The sequence below is a fragment of the Brevibacillus panacihumi genome (genome assembly GCF_003710985.1).
Taxonomy (GTDB): domain Bacteria; phylum Bacillota; class Bacilli; order Brevibacillales; family Brevibacillaceae; genus Brevibacillus; species Brevibacillus panacihumi.
Genome location: NZ_RHHT01000035.1, coordinates 18,885 through 33,347 on the forward strand (window position 1 = coordinate 18,885; position 14,463 = coordinate 33,347).

Consider the following 14,463-nt stretch of genomic DNA (forward strand, 5'->3'; position numbering starts at 1 on the left):
AAAGAGAGGAGACGCATGAAAATACTGCTGTCTGCATTTGCCTGCGAGCCTGATCGCGGTTCGGAGCCTGGCTTCGGCTGGAATGCTGCTGTCGAGCTGGCCCGGCAGGGAAACGACGTCTGGGTATTGACCCGTCCCGAGGGAAGGGCAGCCATTGAACGAAAGCTGGCTGAAGAACATGTGCCGTCCTTACATGTTGTCTATGTAAAAGATCGCCCGCAGATTCGCCGTTTGATCAGAGGAAATGCCGGCTATTTTATCAATTACTTTTACTGGCAGCATCAGGCGTACAAGGCTGCCAAGCGGCTGGACGCAGACATTTCCTTCGATGTCATCCATCATATGACCCTGGGGAGTCTGCAAGGGGGTTCCTGGCTGTGGCGCTTGAAAAAACCGATGGTGTTCGGTCCTGTCGGGGGAGGACAAACCGCGCCGGCGGAGTTCAGGCGATATTTTGGTAAAAAATGGGTCAATGAGGCTGCCCGTTCCCTCTTGCGATGCAGGATGGCGGGCTGGAATCCCGTCCTGCGCGGGACCATCCGCCATGCCAGCAAGACATTGGTGACGAACCGGGATACGCTCCAAATAGCCCGGGCGGTCGGCGGAAAAAACGTCACGCTGTTTCTGGATACCTCGTTGCCCCGCGATTTTTTCCCAGACAAGCTGCCCGAAAGGAGAACGAACGGCGGGATGAAGCTCCTCTGGGTAGGGCGGTTGATGCCGCGCAAAGCCCTCAGGCTTGCCGTCGAAGCGATGGCCAAGGTGGATCGCGGGCTGGGGGTTCAACTGTACATCATCGGCGGCGGCGAGCTGGAGGATCAGGTCCCGAGGTGGATTGCGGAATACGGGGTGGAGAAGCAGGTGCTCTATCTCGGCCAGCTTCCCTGGGAGCAGGTAAAGGAGCACTACCTGACCAGCGATTGTTTTTTGTTTACCAGTCTGCGGGATTCCTTCGGCGCACAGGTGCTGGAGGCGATGGCGTACGGGCTTCCGGTCATTGTGCTGGACCATCATGGTGTGCGGGATTTTGTGCCTGACGATGCGGGCATCAAGATTCCGGTCTTGAACCCGGAGCAGGCGGTGCAGCAGATAGCGGATGCAATCCAGTACCTCTGTCTGCACCCCGACGAGCGCAGGCGCATGGGGGCAAGGGGCTATTCTTTTGCCCGTGATCACACATGGGAAGCATTCGGTCAAAAGATGGAGTCCATCTACAGGGAGATCCAATCATGCTGAAAGGAAAGATCCATTCCTCGCGGTGGACGGGATGGATGGTCGTACTGGCTTTGCTAGCAGTTCTTGCTGTCTTGTATTTGACACGGGAGGACATAACGTCTCCGCCTCATCTGGTGAACCCGCAGCCCGCAACCCGGGAGATTGGGATCAACCAGGCAGGCTACGCGCCGTCTGCGGTCAAAATCGCGTATACGACGACAGCTGTCGGGGAATTTTCGCTCGTCGATCTGCAAGCGAACCATGCCGTATTTCGCGGTGTCCCGACAATCAGCCAAAAGGAACGAAATTCTGGAAAGCCTGTCTATCAGATGGATTTTTCTTCGTTTCAAAAACCGGGCGTATACCAGATTCAGTTATCCAATGGACGCGGCAGCGCCCCCTTCGCGATCAGCGACCACGTCTACCAAAGCATCTATCAGACCGCGATGCGTTCCTATGAATTGCAGCGCTGCGGAATCGCTCTCGCCGACACTGTCTCCCATGTGCATCACGAAGCCTGCCATCTGGCTCCTGCCCAGGTGATCGGAGGGCAAGGAGGGGAGCGGGATGTGACGGGAGGCTGGCATGATGCCGGAGATTATGGCAAGTACACTGCCAATGCAGGCATGACGACTGCTCAACTGCTGTTGGCGTATGAGCTGGCGCCGATGACGCTGAAAAATACGTCTCTCTCTTTGCCGCAGGCAGATGAGGGGGAGCGCGTTGCCCATGCTGGTGAGCCGGACGCTTTGGCCGTGATACGGGTAGAGCTTGACTGGATGCGCAAGATGCAGCGAGAGGACGGGGCCGTGCATCACAGTGTGAAGACAGCGGAGTTTCCCGGGATGATTCTGCCCGAGGAGGATCGACAGCCACAGTATCTCTACCCTGTCTCGACACCGGATACGGCGATCTTTGCGGCAGCGATGGCGCGTGCTTCCCGCGTCTACCATTCCTACGACGAGCCTTATGCTCAGATGCTGCTGGATGCATCGAAGAAAGCGTGGGCTTTTCTCGAAGGTTCAAGCGAATTGCTGGTCCCCGAATCAGTCCAAGCCTATCGGATCAAAAGCGACAAGCAGAGCCGGGTATGGGCGGCTGCTGAATTGTACTTCGCGACTGGCGATCTTCGCTACCGCTCCTACGTGGAGAAGAATCTGGGAGAACTGGAGCTTCGACCAAAAAAGCTGACCCCATCGTATTGGCAGCATACCTCCGCGATGACAATCATCACTCTGGCCATGCACCAGCGCACTGATTGGGAGTTGACGCAGCAGATGCGCAATCTGCTGATTCGCCATGCAGATCAGGTGGTGAGCCGGATCAATCAGACCGCGTACGGCACGGTCCTGCAAGCCCGTGATTACGACTGGGCTTCGACCAAGACTTCACTTGGGTACGGCGTGCATCTGGCCGTGGCCTACCAGATGGAGCCCAAGCCTGCCTACCTGGCAGCCATGTCCCGGCAATTGGACTGGGTGTTGGGCGCCAATCCCCTCGCTCAGTCATTCGTTACCGGAATCGGCATGTTTTCGCCCGTCCATCCCCACCACCGCTATTCGGCAGCCAGCGGAATTCTTGTCCCGGGGCTTTTGGTCGGCGGCCCCAATGCGAATGCCAACGACAATGTCGCACCGCAAAAGCAAGGGGCCAAAAGCTACGTGGACGATGTGCGTTCCTTCGCCACGAATGAATATGCGATTGATTACAACGCTCCCCTCGTCGTGGTAGCAGGATTTCTCCATGAGAGAAGGAATTAGCTTGGGAAGAGAATGAAATCAATGGGGGGAAGAATCGCTATGGTGAACAAAGAGGCCGCACAAGTGCGTTTGAACCCGATGAATCGACGAAACGGAAACGAAATGAACATTCCGGAATTTGTATCCCCAAAAGCCGCGCAAATCGCCCAAGCCTTCCATCGCACCTTTCCCGATTATCACCCGACGCCGCTTGTAGGCTTGCCAAAGTTGGCCGCCAAACTCGGAATCCGACAGCTTCTGGTCAAAGACGAATCCCATCGCTTCGGTCTTAACGCGTTTAAAGTACTGGGAGCCTCCTATGCCATGGCGTGTTATCTCTGCGATAGGCTGAAGCTTCCGATCGAGGAAGCGGACTTCGCTTATTTGCGGTCTGAAGAGGTGAAAAGACAACTTGGAGAGCTGACCTTCGTCACCGCGACTGATGGCAATCATGGCAGGGCAGTCGCTTGGGCAGCCGCCCAATTGGGACAAAGGGCAGTCGTCTATCTGCCGAAGGGGAGTGCGTCCCAACGCGTGGAGGCAATACGCCAGACCGGGGCGCACGCTCATGTCATCAACGGCAGCTACGATGAAGCCGTTCGCCTTTCGGATCAGATGGCGCGCGAGCGAGGCTGGCAGGTCATCCAGGACACAGCCTGGGAGGGGTATACCGACATCCCGGCGTGGATCATGCAGGGATATACGACCATGGCGGCAGAAGCCATTCAGCAAATAGCGGAACAGTTCCCGGAAGAAGCCCCGACCCATCTATTTTTGCAGGCTGGGGTCGGCTCCATGGCGGCAGCGGTGCTTGGCCATGGAGTTGCCAGGAACCCGTCAAAATATCCGTTTACGATCATCGTGGAGCCGCATGCTGCCGACTGCTTCTACCGCTCCGCAGCAGGAGATGGACGGGCATTGCCGGCTATGGGAGACCTGCGGACGATCATGGCAGGACTCGCTTGCGGCGAGCCCAGTCCGTTGGCGTGGGAGATCCTGCGCGATTATGCCGATGCCTTTGCTAGCTGCCCGGACTCGGTTGCGGCAGATGGCATGCGCAGCCTGGGGCTTCCTGTCGGGGATGACCAGCCGATCGTAAGCGGGGAGAGCGGTGCCGTCGGTGTCGGACTGTTGGCAGCGTTGATGCAGCAAGAGGAGTGGGAGGATTTTCGAAAAACGGCAAAGCTGGACGAGACATCTGTCGTTCTCTGCTTTAGCACGGAAGGCGACACCGACCGGGAATCCTATGAGCGAATCGTCCGCCATGACGCGAAAATAAAAGGAAAGGCGTGAAATCCTGTGCTTTTTCCGCAGGTGCAGGATTGCATGCTCCAACGTAACTTGAGTGAGGCAGCGGGGCAGCAGAGAACTGCCTCTTTTTTGTTTTGGCGGCTTTTTGTGGTATGATAGCTTCGAATGAATGAAGGAGCTGTTGGAAAGGAGTGTCGGTCTCGCGTGAAAGAATTTTTTGGATGGGTCAGATCGATCTGTTTTGCTATCGTCCTCGCCCTGGCGCTGGGCATTTTCGTCTTCCAGCCCTACAAGGTGGATGGGCACTCGATGGATCCGACCCTGCAGGATGAACAACGTGTTTTTGTGTCCAAACTATCCCATACTTTTTCGTATCTGCCGGATTACGGCGACATCGTGGTCGTCGACAGCCGGGTGAAACGAAACCGTACCCTGTTGGATGATATTACAGGTCACCCTTTGGTCAGCATGGTGCTGGGTCAACCGGAAGACAAGTCGATGTACATCAAGCGTGTGATCGGCAAGCCGGGAGATGTGCTGGAATTTAAAAACAACCAGGTATATCGCAACGGTGTGCCTTTGGAGGAGCCATATATCAAGGAAAAGATGGAGTATATGTCCGACCAGGTAGTGACGGTACCGGAAGATCATGTCTTCGTAATGGGCGACAATCGCAATGACAGTACAGATTCGCGCGAATTGGGAGCCATTCCGATGAATCATATCATTGGAACGATGATCAAAAACCCATTTTCTTCGCAATAAATCGCGAACGCAGTGGCAAGGGTTTTTCTGTTGGGAAAACTCTTGCTTCTCTTTCTGCTCTATATGTCTGAATATTCTGCGTAAAAGAGGGGATGCATATGCCCAGCATCATGATCGCCGATCGGGACCCCAACGAACGCGCCGGGATCAACTGGCTGCTCAACAGCTGGGCGATACCCTACGATCAGGTATTTTCGGCGGGTACGGCGATGGAGGTGTTCCAAATAATGGAAAACAGTACACCTGACGTCATTTGTCTGGAACTGGATATGATCGCCAGAGCCAGTTGGGACAGACTCAAGCTGTTGATTGAACAGTATCGCCCTATCGTACTGGTCATGACAGCGGAAGCCACTTTTGAAAAAGCGATGCTGGGGATCGAGCTGCATGCCCGAGACCTCTGGCTGAAGCCTCTGACGCCGCAGACAATCAGGCGGGTATTGACCCGCTGTTGTCAGGAAAGCAAGAAGAAGGGACGAGAAAAATCCTGTACAGGCGCCGCCGAAACCGACGCGGAGATGACTCATGCTTCCTATCGTGAGTTGTTCGCTCCCGATGGAGGGGGGAAAACAGCCGGTCCCCTGATGCTTGCCCAATTGGAGGATACAAGCCAGCATCCCGAACTGCTCGCGTTTCTACACGCATATCCCTTTCATGAGAAGCCGGCCATCCTGCCTCTGCCAGATGTGATCGCTCTCGTCTTTGCAAGCCGGGAAGCAGCGACGCCTGTAACGATGCCGCAGATGGGCAAGCGACTGCTGGTTGAATGGGAAGCAAGTCACCATACTCCGTTATCGCTGGTTATCCATGACGGTATGACATCCCCGAAGAGCTTGCACGAAAAATGGGAGGAAGCCAGCCAGGCCCTGCAATTGCGCTTCTTTATCGGCTATCGGCAGGTGTACGTCATCGAGCATCCCATCACATGGTCGTCAATCGATCCTCTGCTGACTCCAGCCGAACAGCGAGCGTGGATCGACATGCTCTTGGATGGCGACAGGGAAGCGGTCAAGATGTGGATGTACGCTCAGTTTACCAATCTGAGAGAGCCTTACCCGGAGCCTGGACTGTTGCGGATTCGTCTGACCAGCATCCTTGCACAAGTGAGACGCTACATGAAATCGCAGGGACTGGATGCCGCTCCGCTTGAACAGGAATACCACCGGATATTTGAGACTGTCCTGTACGCCCCCATTCTCTATCGCGTGATTCAGGAGATGCTGCTCTACATATTTGCGCTGATGGATGCAGTGCAAAGCAAGGAAAACCCAGGAAGAGCGGATGTGGTGGAGCTGGCGATCCGCTATATGGAAGGGAAGTACACGGATCCCGATCTTCGCCTCGAAGAAGTGGCCCGCCATGTGGATCGAAGCCCGGCCTATTTCAGTACCTTGGTCAGCACCAGTTTGGGCGTCTCTTTTCGCCAGCTATTAAACAATATGCGCCTGAAGGAGGCGCAGCAGCTTATCACGGAAACCTCTCTGCCGATCCGGGAGATCGCGGTACGAAGCGGTTTTTCCAACGCCAACTATTTCAGCAAAGTGTTCAAGGAAAAGCTGGGAATCACACCGCGCGTATACCGGAATCGAAAGAAAAGATAAGAATCGATAAAAAACACTGATTTTCCATCTTTTTTCCCGTTTTGGAGGGAAAGGAGCGAAAGAAAGAGGCACCAAATCAAAAGGCTGGTGCCTTTTTTGCATTACCCTGCTTTTTTATACTGAGAAAAAGTATTCAGAAAGCGGGTGGAAGAGGATGGCGGTTACACAATCAATCGAGCAGTTGATTCAGCAGTTCTCGGGAACGAAGCTGCATGCCAAAGGCTGGGTGCAGGAGGCTGCGCTGCGAATGCTGCTGAACAATCTGAATCCGCAGGTAGCAGAGCGGACAGAGGATCTGGTGGTATACGGAGGCATCGGCAAGGCCGCGCGCAATTGGGAGAGCTTTGAGGCGATTGTCAGAACGCTGCAGCAGCTTGCGGACGACGAGACCTTGCTGATTCAATCCGGCAAGCCTGTGGCAGTGTTCCGGACGCATCGCGACGCACCGCGCGTCTTGTTGGCCAACTCCAATCTGGTTCCTGCGTGGGCCAACTGGGAGCATTTTCACGAGCTGGACCAAAAAGGGCTGATGATGTACGGACAAATGACAGCGGGAAGCTGGATCTACATCGGCAGCCAGGGCATCGTGCAGGGCACGTACGAGACGTTTGCCGAATGCGCGCGCCAGCATTTTGGCGGCACGCTGGAAGGTACGATTACTGTCACAGCTGGACTGGGAGGCATGGGTGGGGCGCAGCCGCTGGCGGTTTCGCTCAACGGCGGCGTCAGCATCAACATCGAGATCGATCCAGCCCGGATTCAGCGCAGATTGGACACCAAATACCTCGATGTCATGACCCGGGATCTGGATGAGGCGCTACGCCTCGCCCAGCAGATGAAGGCGGAGAAAAAAGGCGTCTCCATCGGCCTGGTGGGCAATGCGCCGGAAGTGTTGCGCGAGATGCTGGATCGCGGCTTTATTCCCGATGTGCTGACCGACCAAACCTCTGCACATGATCCGCTCAATGGTTATATTCCGCTGGGGATGTCCTTGGCAGAAGCGGAAGCACTGCGTCATCAGTCGCCAGATGTGTATGTAGCCCGGGCAAAGGAAAGCATGGCCGCCCATGTCCGTGCGATGCTAGCCATGCAGGAGCAGGGAGCTGTCACGTTCGATTATGGCAACAACATCCGCCAGGTGGCAAAGGATCAGGGAGTAGAGGATGCATTCCGTTTTCCAGGCTTTGTCCCCGCCTATATCCGGCCGCAATTTTGCTTGGGAAAAGGGCCGTTTCGCTGGGTAGCACTCTCAGGGGACCCGGAGGACATCTACAAGACAGACGAGGTCATTCTGCGTGAATTTGCTGCAAATAAGCATCTTTGTCGCTGGATACGCATGGCACAGGAACGCATCTCGTTTCAAGGCTTGCCGTCGCGCATCTGCTGGCTGGGCTACGGCGAGCGGGCACGCTTCGGGCAGATCATCAACGAGATGGTGGGACGCGGCGAGTTAAAGGCTCCGATCGTGATCGGGCGGGACCATCTGGATTCCGGCTCTGTCGCATCGCCCAATCGGGAGACCGAAGCGATGAAGGATGGAAGCGATGCCGTAGCCGATTGGCCGATCCTGAATGCGCTGGTCAATGCGGTTGGCGGGGCCAGTTGGGTATCGGTGCATCACGGTGGCGGCGTCGGCATGGGCTACTCCCTTCACGCCGGCATGGTCATCGTGGCAGACGGAACGCCGGAAGCAGCTCTTCGTCTGGAACGTGTGCTGACGACAGATCCGGGGATGGGGATTGTCCGCCACGCGGACGCCGGTTACGAGCTGGCCAGGCAAACAGCCAGGGAAAAAGGCGTGCGCATCCCGATGATGGAGGAGTGGAAATGAGACACCAGCCGATATGGATTCGCCATGCGCAGCAGCTTGTCACACTGGCGGGGAAATCAGACGCGCCAGTGACCGGAGAACGGATGAATCAGCTGGCGATCATCGAGGATGGCAGCGTCTGGCTGGAGGACGGCAAAATCATGCGCGTCGGAACAGATGCCGAGCTTGCGGCAGAGTATGGACAGCGCAGCGGAGAGGCACTGGTCATCGACGCTTCCGGGAAGCTGGTCACCCCGGGACTGATCGATCCTCATACCCATCTGGTTCACGCCGGAAGCAGGCAGAACGAATTCAATATGAGGCTTAACGGCGCTACCTACATGGAGATCATGAACAGCGGCGGAGGCATTCATGCGACGACCAGGGCGACCCGCGAGGCATCGGCAGAACAGCTTTTTACAGAGAGCAAAAAACGGCTCGACCAGTTTTTGCTGCATGGAGTCACAACCGTCGAGGCGAAAAGCGGCTATGGCATGTCATTGGATGTGGAGCTCAAACAGTTAGAAGTGGCGAAGCTCCTGGATGAAAAGCATCCGGCCGATGTCGTCAGCACGTTTATGGGCGCACATGCTGTCCCGCTGGAATATCGGGAACGTCCGGATGATTTCGTCGATCTTTTGATCCGGGAGATGATCCCGGAGGTAGCGCGCCGTCAGTTGGCTGAGTTCAACGATGTCTTCTGCGAGCGCGGGGTGTTTACACCTGAGCAGTCGAGACGCATCTTGGAGGCTGGCCGCCAGCATGGTCTCTTGCCCAAAATTCACGCCGACGAGATCGAGCCGTATCAAGGGGCGGAGCTTGCAGCCGAGATCGGGGCTGTCTCCGCCGACCATCTCTTGCGGGCGTCCGAGCGCGGCATCCAGATGATGGCAGACGCAGGGGTGATCGCTGTGCTTCTGCCTGGAACTGCCTTTTTCCTAATGGCGGAATCTGCCAATGGTCGAAGAATGATCGACGCCGGATTAGCGGTTGCCCTATCGACGGACTGCAATCCCGGTTCTTCTCCTACCGTCTCCATGCCCCTGATCATGAATCTCGGCTGTCTGAAGATGGGGATGACCCCTGCTGAGGTGCTGACGGCAGCGACGATCAATGCCGCACATGCGATTCGCCGCGGTGATCAGATCGGCAGCATTGAGCCGGGGAAGCAGGCGGACATCACGATATTCGATGTGCCGGATTTCATGACCCTCCAGTACCGTTACGGGGTGAATCACGTCCATACGGTGTTGAAAAAAGGAAGGGTCGTCGTTTCGGAGGGGAGCTTGCAGCCGCTTCGGGATTCATGAAGAAAAGCCGTCTCCCTTGCTTGAAGGGGGACGGCTTTTCCATATGTTTAAAATGTAAAGCGAAAGGAGATATTCTGTTCGCCATACAGCTTTCTCATCTGGTGTTTGGTGCGGATATTTTGCAGCCAGCATTCCTTGCAAGGCGTGTATTCCGGTTCATATTCATCGATGATGATCCAGATGTCGTCCTCCTCATCCTGCCCATTTTCCAGCTCGTGGACATAATGGTCGACGATTTGCTTGAAAATGGTTTCGTGATGGACAGGAGAAAGGATGATGTAAAGATTCTCCGTATGGTATTTCCAATTGAGCTGATTCGGGTCAAATTCATAACCGCAGGATGTACAAGCCATTTGATTGCCGCCTCCTACCCAAGCGGAGGGTATTTCCGAAAAAACACTTACGTGAGAGCAGGAAACGCAAAATAGCCAGTCAAGCGATGGTTGATCTGCTCTTCCGAAAGCTCAGGGAACAGTCTGGCTTCTTTCACCATATCGTACAGACGCTCCATCGGCTCGCGGCCATCGGCTTTCTTCGCCTTCGGGTCATTCTTGAGCAGCTCCCAGATTCCTACGACATAGTCGCGTCTGGACACATCCTGCTTGCGGAAGAAGAAGTCCAGGCGTTCCACATGATCGAGGAATTCTTCGCCAAATCTGTCTTCCACCTCGCCGCGCAAGAGAGCGATCTCTGCTTCGTACATGGGGCGTTCCTTGCCTTTTTCTTTCCCGATCCAAGGCGTTTCCAGCACCAGAGGCAAATGGCGGATTTTCTCATGGTTTACGATGTAGCTCATCGCATCAAACCCGATGAGTCCGGCACCGATCGGAGCATGGCGGTCTTTGCCTGCACCACGAAAGTTTTTGCTGTCATTCAAGTGGACGACTGCCAGACGATCCAGGCCGATCATGCGGTCAAACTGTTCGAGTACGCCATCGAAATCGTTCACGATATCATAGCCGGCATCGTGAATGTGGCAAGTGTCCATGCAGACGGAAAGCTTGCTGTTGTCGTCCACTTTTTCGATAATGGCGGCGATTTCCTCAAAGCTCCGTCCGATTTCAGTTCCTTTTCCAGCCATAGTCTCCAAAGCGATCTTCACATCGGTATGCTTGACCTCTGCAAGTACCTCGTTTAATCCTTCGGCGATGCGAGCAATTCCGTATTCCGCATCCTTGTCCGTGTAAGCGCCTGGGTGCAGCACGATATTCTTGGCGCCGATGTAGTCGGTTCGCTTGATTTCTTCCTGCAGGAACCGGACAGCCAGCTCGAATGTGTCGTCCTTGTAAGATCCCAGATTGATAATATACGGGGCATGTACCACAATTTCATCTACGCCCATCTTGGCCATGACTTCTTTGCCTTCGGTTATAAATTGATCCTCAATGGGCTTGCGGCGGGTATTTTGCGGGGCACCCGTATAAATCATAAACGTGCTCGAGCCGTAGGTGGCAGCCTCTTCGGCAGCATTCAGCAAGCCTTTGCCGGAGAACGATACGTGCGATCCTATTTTGAGCATAGTGCGGAAACCTCCTTTCATGACTATACTTAAAAATAGCGCAAGACGTCCGATTCGTCCAATCTGGAGCGTTATGCATCAAAAAAAGTAATCGACATCCACTCACTGATCTTTTTTCGGAAACTTCACCCAGACCACAATCATAAAAGTGGCGATAGGGCCAAGCAAAAGGGAGAGGAGAAACCATAGCAGCCCGCTTTCATTCTTTCCCTGGGCTAAGCAGGCATTAATCAGGGCTAACGTTCCCCAACCAACTGCATATCCACCTTCCATTTCCTGCACATCCTTCTCTACATGCTCAGCTTCCATTTGGCGACGCATCAAAAAGATAATCGACATCCCCTAGACAACCGGATGATCTTGTATAGCTGGAAGTAGTTTCGTAGGTCGTTCTTCCGCAAGCGCTGATGGTATACCCTTCGACGGGAAGTTCCTCGTTCGTCAACTCCCTGACCTCTTTTCCACGGATCAGGTATTTTTTCCCCTTTTCGATAGCGTAGGACGTAAATTCACCGTCGCTGCTTAGAAGAATCCGGTCAAAAGAATCTTCCGGAGACAAATTGCGAACCTGGACTTCGTCAAACACTTCAAAAAATCTCGAAGCGAATACAGAACGGCCATATTGCAGCCATTGGGGCCCAACCTTGCGGCGCTTTACTGTATAGGCCTGCGTCTCGGATGAAAAATCAATGTGATAATAGACAAATTCACGATCTGATTGGCCGACTGCATCATAGGACAGCCAGATGATCTCGCCGTCTTTTTCATACTCCGCTCGAAATTTCTCCAAGCGGGCATCGGGATCAATGTCCAATTGCTCTTGTATGGTAAGCCAGTCTTTGGCAAATGGTACCTGATACATATTGGCGCTTGAGGCTGCAATGTCACGAGGACGCTCATACCAATACTCCTGTACGGCTGGCATGATCAATTGCAGAACAAAAAAGGCCAAACCGAGGTAAGCGGCATAGTGCTTCGCTGTTCGATTCGCAATGGGCCGGAAAAAGAAGAGAAAGATCAAAAAGCCTAAGGGAACAGGAAATTCGTTCATGCGAAAAGTAAACGAGCCCAATAGGTAATATCCGATGATTTTGAATCCAAGGTTTGTTTCGTTTTCTTCGCGTTTTTTATAGATATAGACAAGCATGACAATGAGAACGATGGATGTGAGGATATTGATGAACATGCTCATTTGGCAGCGCGCCACCTTCATTTGTTTGTAATCTTGATTATAGCAAGGGATAGGCAAATATTACCATTTTTTTGCAGAAAGTGAAAGGAAAACATGTCTTTCCTGTGCTATGATGGTCACAGACAAGAAAGAAAAAAGCAAAGACAAGAGGTGTTGAGGATGCAGGGATTCGGAGTATTTCGGGATGTAGTAACAGAGCAGACGGTGTTGAGGGAGATGTTCGGAGAGCCGAGTCGCGTGGTGCAGAACAAAAGCATTGATCGCCTGGACGAACATTGCCGTGACTATATCGCAAAATCCCCTTTTCTGGTCATCGCGACCGCTGATGAAGCAGGCAGATGCGACGCTTCCCCGCGCGGAGATGCTCCGGGCTTCGTACATATCGTCGATGATCGGCACCTGGTCATCCCGGAGCGGCCAGGCAACAAGCGAATGGATTCGCTTCGCAACATTCTGGCGAATCCCCGGATTGGCCTGATTTTCCTGATTCCGACCTTGCAGGAGACGCTTCGCATCAATGGACGTGCTTGTGTCATCCGGGATGAGGAGATCTTGGAGAAGATGGCAGTGAACGAGAAACGGCCGACCGTAGGCATTGGCGTTGAGGTAGAGGAGTGCTATATCCACTGTGCCAAGTCGTTTATGCGTTCAGGCTTGTGGAATCCGGATACGTGGCCAGCGAAGGAGAACGTACCTAACGCAGCGCAGATCCTGGCTGATCACATCAAGCTGCCGGACGTGACAGTGAAGGAAGTGGCAGAGGGACTGATGGACAGCTATAAAAACCGCTTGTACTAATGTGCTGGCGAGCTTTTCCTGCATCCTCGTGTATGCTACACTGACTAACGACAACATCCCAATTCTACGTTGAATGGAGGAGATCGTATGACAACAAAGCTCACAGATCGCACAGAACTGAACAATGGGGTCAAAATGCCTTGGCTTGGCCTTGGGGTATACCTGGTAAAAGAGGGCGAAGAGGTAAAAAATTCCGTCCGTTCTGCGATTGAAGCCGGCTATGAAAGCATCGATACCGCTGCTATCTACAAAAACGAAGAGGGCGTAGGCGAAGCGATTCGCGAGTCGGGTATTGCACGCGACAAGCTCTTCTTGACAACCAAGGTGTGGAATTCGGATCAAGGCTATGAATCGACACTTGCTGCCTTCAATACAAGCGTGAAAAAGCTCGGGGTAGACACGCTGGACCTGTACCTGATCCACTGGCCGGTAAAAGACAAATTTACCGAGACGTGGAGAGCATTGGAGAAGCTGTACAAGGATGGCTATGTACGTGCGATTGGCGTAAGCAATTTCCACATTCACCATCTGGAAGAGCTTCGCAAGGTCAGTGAAATCGTTCCTGCTGTCAATCAGGTCGAGTTCCACCCGCTGCTCACCCAACGAGATCTGCTTACATACTGCCGTGATCACAAAATCCAGATGGAGGCTTGGAGTCCGCTGATGCAGGGGAATCTCGATCATCCATTGCTGACTGAACTGGCTCAGAAATACGGCAAATCTCCTGCCCAAATCGTGATCCGTTGGGACCTGGACCAAAAAGTGGTGACGATCCCGAAATCCATTACGCCACAGCGTATTCGCCAAAATGCAGACGTGTTTGATTTCACCTTGGAACCGCAAGATGTGGAACGGCTTGCGGCACTAAATGAAAATAAACGTTTTGGGCCAGATCCAGACAATTTCAATTTTTAATCATGTGAACTGCACCCCGTCAAGTAGACAGTACAAATAAGTAAAAGTTTTAAGCGGCCTTAGTTCTGAATTCCGTGGGACTGAGGCCGTTTAACTTTGCCTGTAATCGCTCGTTATTGTAAAAGTGGATATAGGTATCGATGTCCTTCTTCAACTCTTCAAACGAGTTGTATGTAGTCAGGTAATACATCTCGCATTTCAAGGTTCCCCAGAAAGATTCCATTGGTCCGTTGTCAATGCAACGGCCAACACGTGACATGCTTTGGGTAATGTTTGCTTTGTCCAGTTTCCTCTTAAAAGCCGTAGAGGTGTATTGAAACCCCCGGTCACTGTGAAGCATAGGAGTAG

Annotated in this window: 14 protein-coding genes; 9 read left to right on the forward strand and 5 right to left on the reverse strand. The window is 53.6% G+C overall.

Annotation, left to right across the window (positions count from 1 at the left end; genetic code table 11):
* Positions 1-15: 15 nt before the first annotated feature.
* From EDM58_RS17015 to hutI, 7 genes are all read left to right on the forward strand, one after another.
* A complete protein-coding gene (locus tag EDM58_RS17015) occupies positions 16-1,236 on the forward strand; it encodes a glycosyltransferase family 4 protein (protein ID WP_122914379.1) in 1,221 nt (406 codons plus the stop codon).
* A complete protein-coding gene (locus EDM58_RS17020) occupies positions 1,230-2,975 on the forward strand; it encodes a glycoside hydrolase family 9 protein (RefSeq protein ID WP_183187542.1) in 1,746 nt (581 codons plus the stop codon). The genes EDM58_RS17015 and EDM58_RS17020 overlap by 7 nt, the downstream gene beginning before the upstream one ends.
* A gap of 39 nt (positions 2,976-3,014) precedes the next feature.
* Positions 3,015-4,247: a diaminopropionate ammonia-lyase gene (gene dpaL, locus EDM58_RS17025; protein WP_122914381.1), complete on the forward strand. Its 1,233-nt coding sequence runs from the start codon at positions 3,015-3,017 to the stop codon at positions 4,245-4,247.
* 162 nt (positions 4,248-4,409) lie between these two features.
* Positions 4,410-4,970, forward strand: a complete 561-nt coding sequence (gene lepB, locus EDM58_RS17030; protein ID WP_122914382.1) for a signal peptidase I — start codon at positions 4,410-4,412, stop codon at positions 4,968-4,970.
* Positions 4,971-5,068: 98 nt separating this feature from the next.
* Positions 5,069-6,571 (forward strand): helix-turn-helix domain-containing protein, encoded by a 1,503-nt coding sequence (locus EDM58_RS17035; RefSeq protein WP_122914383.1) that lies wholly within the window; start codon positions 5,069-5,071, stop codon positions 6,569-6,571.
* 154 nt (positions 6,572-6,725) lie between these two features.
* The gene (gene hutU, locus EDM58_RS17040) at positions 6,726-8,402 is read left to right on the forward strand and encodes a urocanate hydratase (RefSeq protein ID WP_122914384.1); all 1,677 of its coding nucleotides are present in this window, start codon (positions 6,726-6,728) and stop codon (positions 8,400-8,402) included.
* Positions 8,399-9,691 (forward strand): imidazolonepropionase, encoded by a 1,293-nt coding sequence (gene hutI / locus EDM58_RS17045; protein ID WP_122914385.1) that lies wholly within the window; start codon positions 8,399-8,401, stop codon positions 9,689-9,691. Before hutU ends, hutI begins: the two co-directional genes overlap by 4 nt.
* Positions 9,692-9,738: 47 nt before the next feature.
* On the opposite strand, the gene EDM58_RS17050 is transcribed toward hutI, so the two are convergent.
* From EDM58_RS17050 to EDM58_RS17065, 4 genes are all read right to left on the reverse strand, one after another.
* Positions 9,739-10,044 (reverse strand): hypothetical protein, encoded by a 306-nt coding sequence (locus EDM58_RS17050; protein WP_122914386.1) that lies wholly within the window; start codon positions 10,042-10,044, stop codon positions 9,739-9,741.
* Positions 10,045-10,091: 47 nt separating this feature from the next.
* Positions 10,092-11,210, reverse strand: a complete 1,119-nt coding sequence (locus tag EDM58_RS17055; RefSeq protein WP_122914387.1) for a deoxyribonuclease IV — start codon at positions 11,208-11,210, stop codon at positions 10,092-10,094.
* 102 nt (positions 11,211-11,312) lie between these two features.
* Positions 11,313-11,549: a hypothetical protein gene (locus EDM58_RS17060; protein WP_148039337.1), complete on the reverse strand. Its 237-nt coding sequence runs from the start codon at positions 11,547-11,549 to the stop codon at positions 11,313-11,315.
* Positions 11,509-12,402 carry a hypothetical protein gene (locus EDM58_RS17065; RefSeq protein ID WP_122914389.1) on the reverse strand — a complete coding sequence of 298 codons (894 nt, stop codon included), beginning with the start codon at positions 12,400-12,402 and terminating at the stop codon, positions 11,509-11,511. Before EDM58_RS17065 ends, EDM58_RS17060 begins: the two co-directional genes overlap by 41 nt.
* A 159-nt stretch (positions 12,403-12,561) precedes the next feature.
* On the opposite strand from EDM58_RS17065, the gene EDM58_RS17070 reads away from it, so the two are divergent.
* Positions 12,562-13,200, forward strand: coding sequence for a pyridoxamine 5'-phosphate oxidase family protein (locus EDM58_RS17070; RefSeq protein ID WP_122914390.1), 639 nt, complete (start codon positions 12,562-12,564; stop codon positions 13,198-13,200).
* A gap of 87 nt (positions 13,201-13,287) precedes the next feature.
* Complete coding sequence (locus tag EDM58_RS17075) at positions 13,288-14,115, forward strand: aldo/keto reductase (protein ID WP_122914391.1); 828 nt, start codon at positions 13,288-13,290, stop codon at positions 14,113-14,115.
* A 49-nt stretch (positions 14,116-14,164) separates the two neighbouring features.
* Here the strand turns inward: EDM58_RS17075 and EDM58_RS17080 are convergent.
* Positions 14,165-14,463, reverse strand: a 299-nt coding sequence (locus EDM58_RS17080) for an IS3 family transposase (RefSeq protein ID WP_148039338.1), incomplete at its 5' end; no start/stop codon positions are given.

Excerpts from the sequence above, each read along its gene's own strand:
- EDM58_RS17015 (WP_122914379.1), top strand. The coding sequence starts at position 16 with ATGAAAATACTGCTGTCTGCATTTGCCTGCGAGCCTGATCGCGGTTCG.
- EDM58_RS17020 (WP_183187542.1), top strand. The coding sequence starts at position 1,230 with ATGCTGAAAGGAAAGATCCATTCCTCGCGGTGGACGGGATGGATGGTC.
- dpaL (WP_122914381.1), top strand. The coding sequence starts at position 3,015 with ATGGTGAACAAAGAGGCCGCACAAGTGCGTTTGAACCCGATGAATCGA.
- EDM58_RS17035 (WP_122914383.1), top strand. The coding sequence starts at position 5,069 with ATGCCCAGCATCATGATCGCCGATCGGGACCCCAACGAACGCGCCGGG.
- hutU (WP_122914384.1), top strand. The coding sequence starts at position 6,726 with ATGGCGGTTACACAATCAATCGAGCAGTTGATTCAGCAGTTCTCGGGA.
- hutI (WP_122914385.1), top strand. The coding sequence starts at position 8,399 with ATGAGACACCAGCCGATATGGATTCGCCATGCGCAGCAGCTTGTCACA.
- EDM58_RS17050 (WP_122914386.1), bottom strand. The coding sequence starts at position 10,044 with ATGGCTTGTACATCCTGCGGTTATGAATTTGACCCGAATCAGCTCAAT.
- EDM58_RS17055 (WP_122914387.1), bottom strand. The coding sequence starts at position 11,210 with ATGCTCAAAATAGGATCGCACGTATCGTTCTCCGGCAAAGGCTTGCTG.
- EDM58_RS17060 (WP_148039337.1), bottom strand. The coding sequence starts at position 11,549 with ATGTCGATTATCTTTTTGATGCGTCGCCAAATGGAAGCTGAGCATGTA.
- EDM58_RS17065 (WP_122914389.1), bottom strand. The coding sequence starts at position 12,402 with ATGAGCATGTTCATCAATATCCTCACATCCATCGTTCTCATTGTCATG.
- EDM58_RS17070 (WP_122914390.1), top strand. The coding sequence starts at position 12,562 with ATGCAGGGATTCGGAGTATTTCGGGATGTAGTAACAGAGCAGACGGTG.
- EDM58_RS17075 (WP_122914391.1), top strand. The coding sequence starts at position 13,288 with ATGACAACAAAGCTCACAGATCGCACAGAACTGAACAATGGGGTCAAA.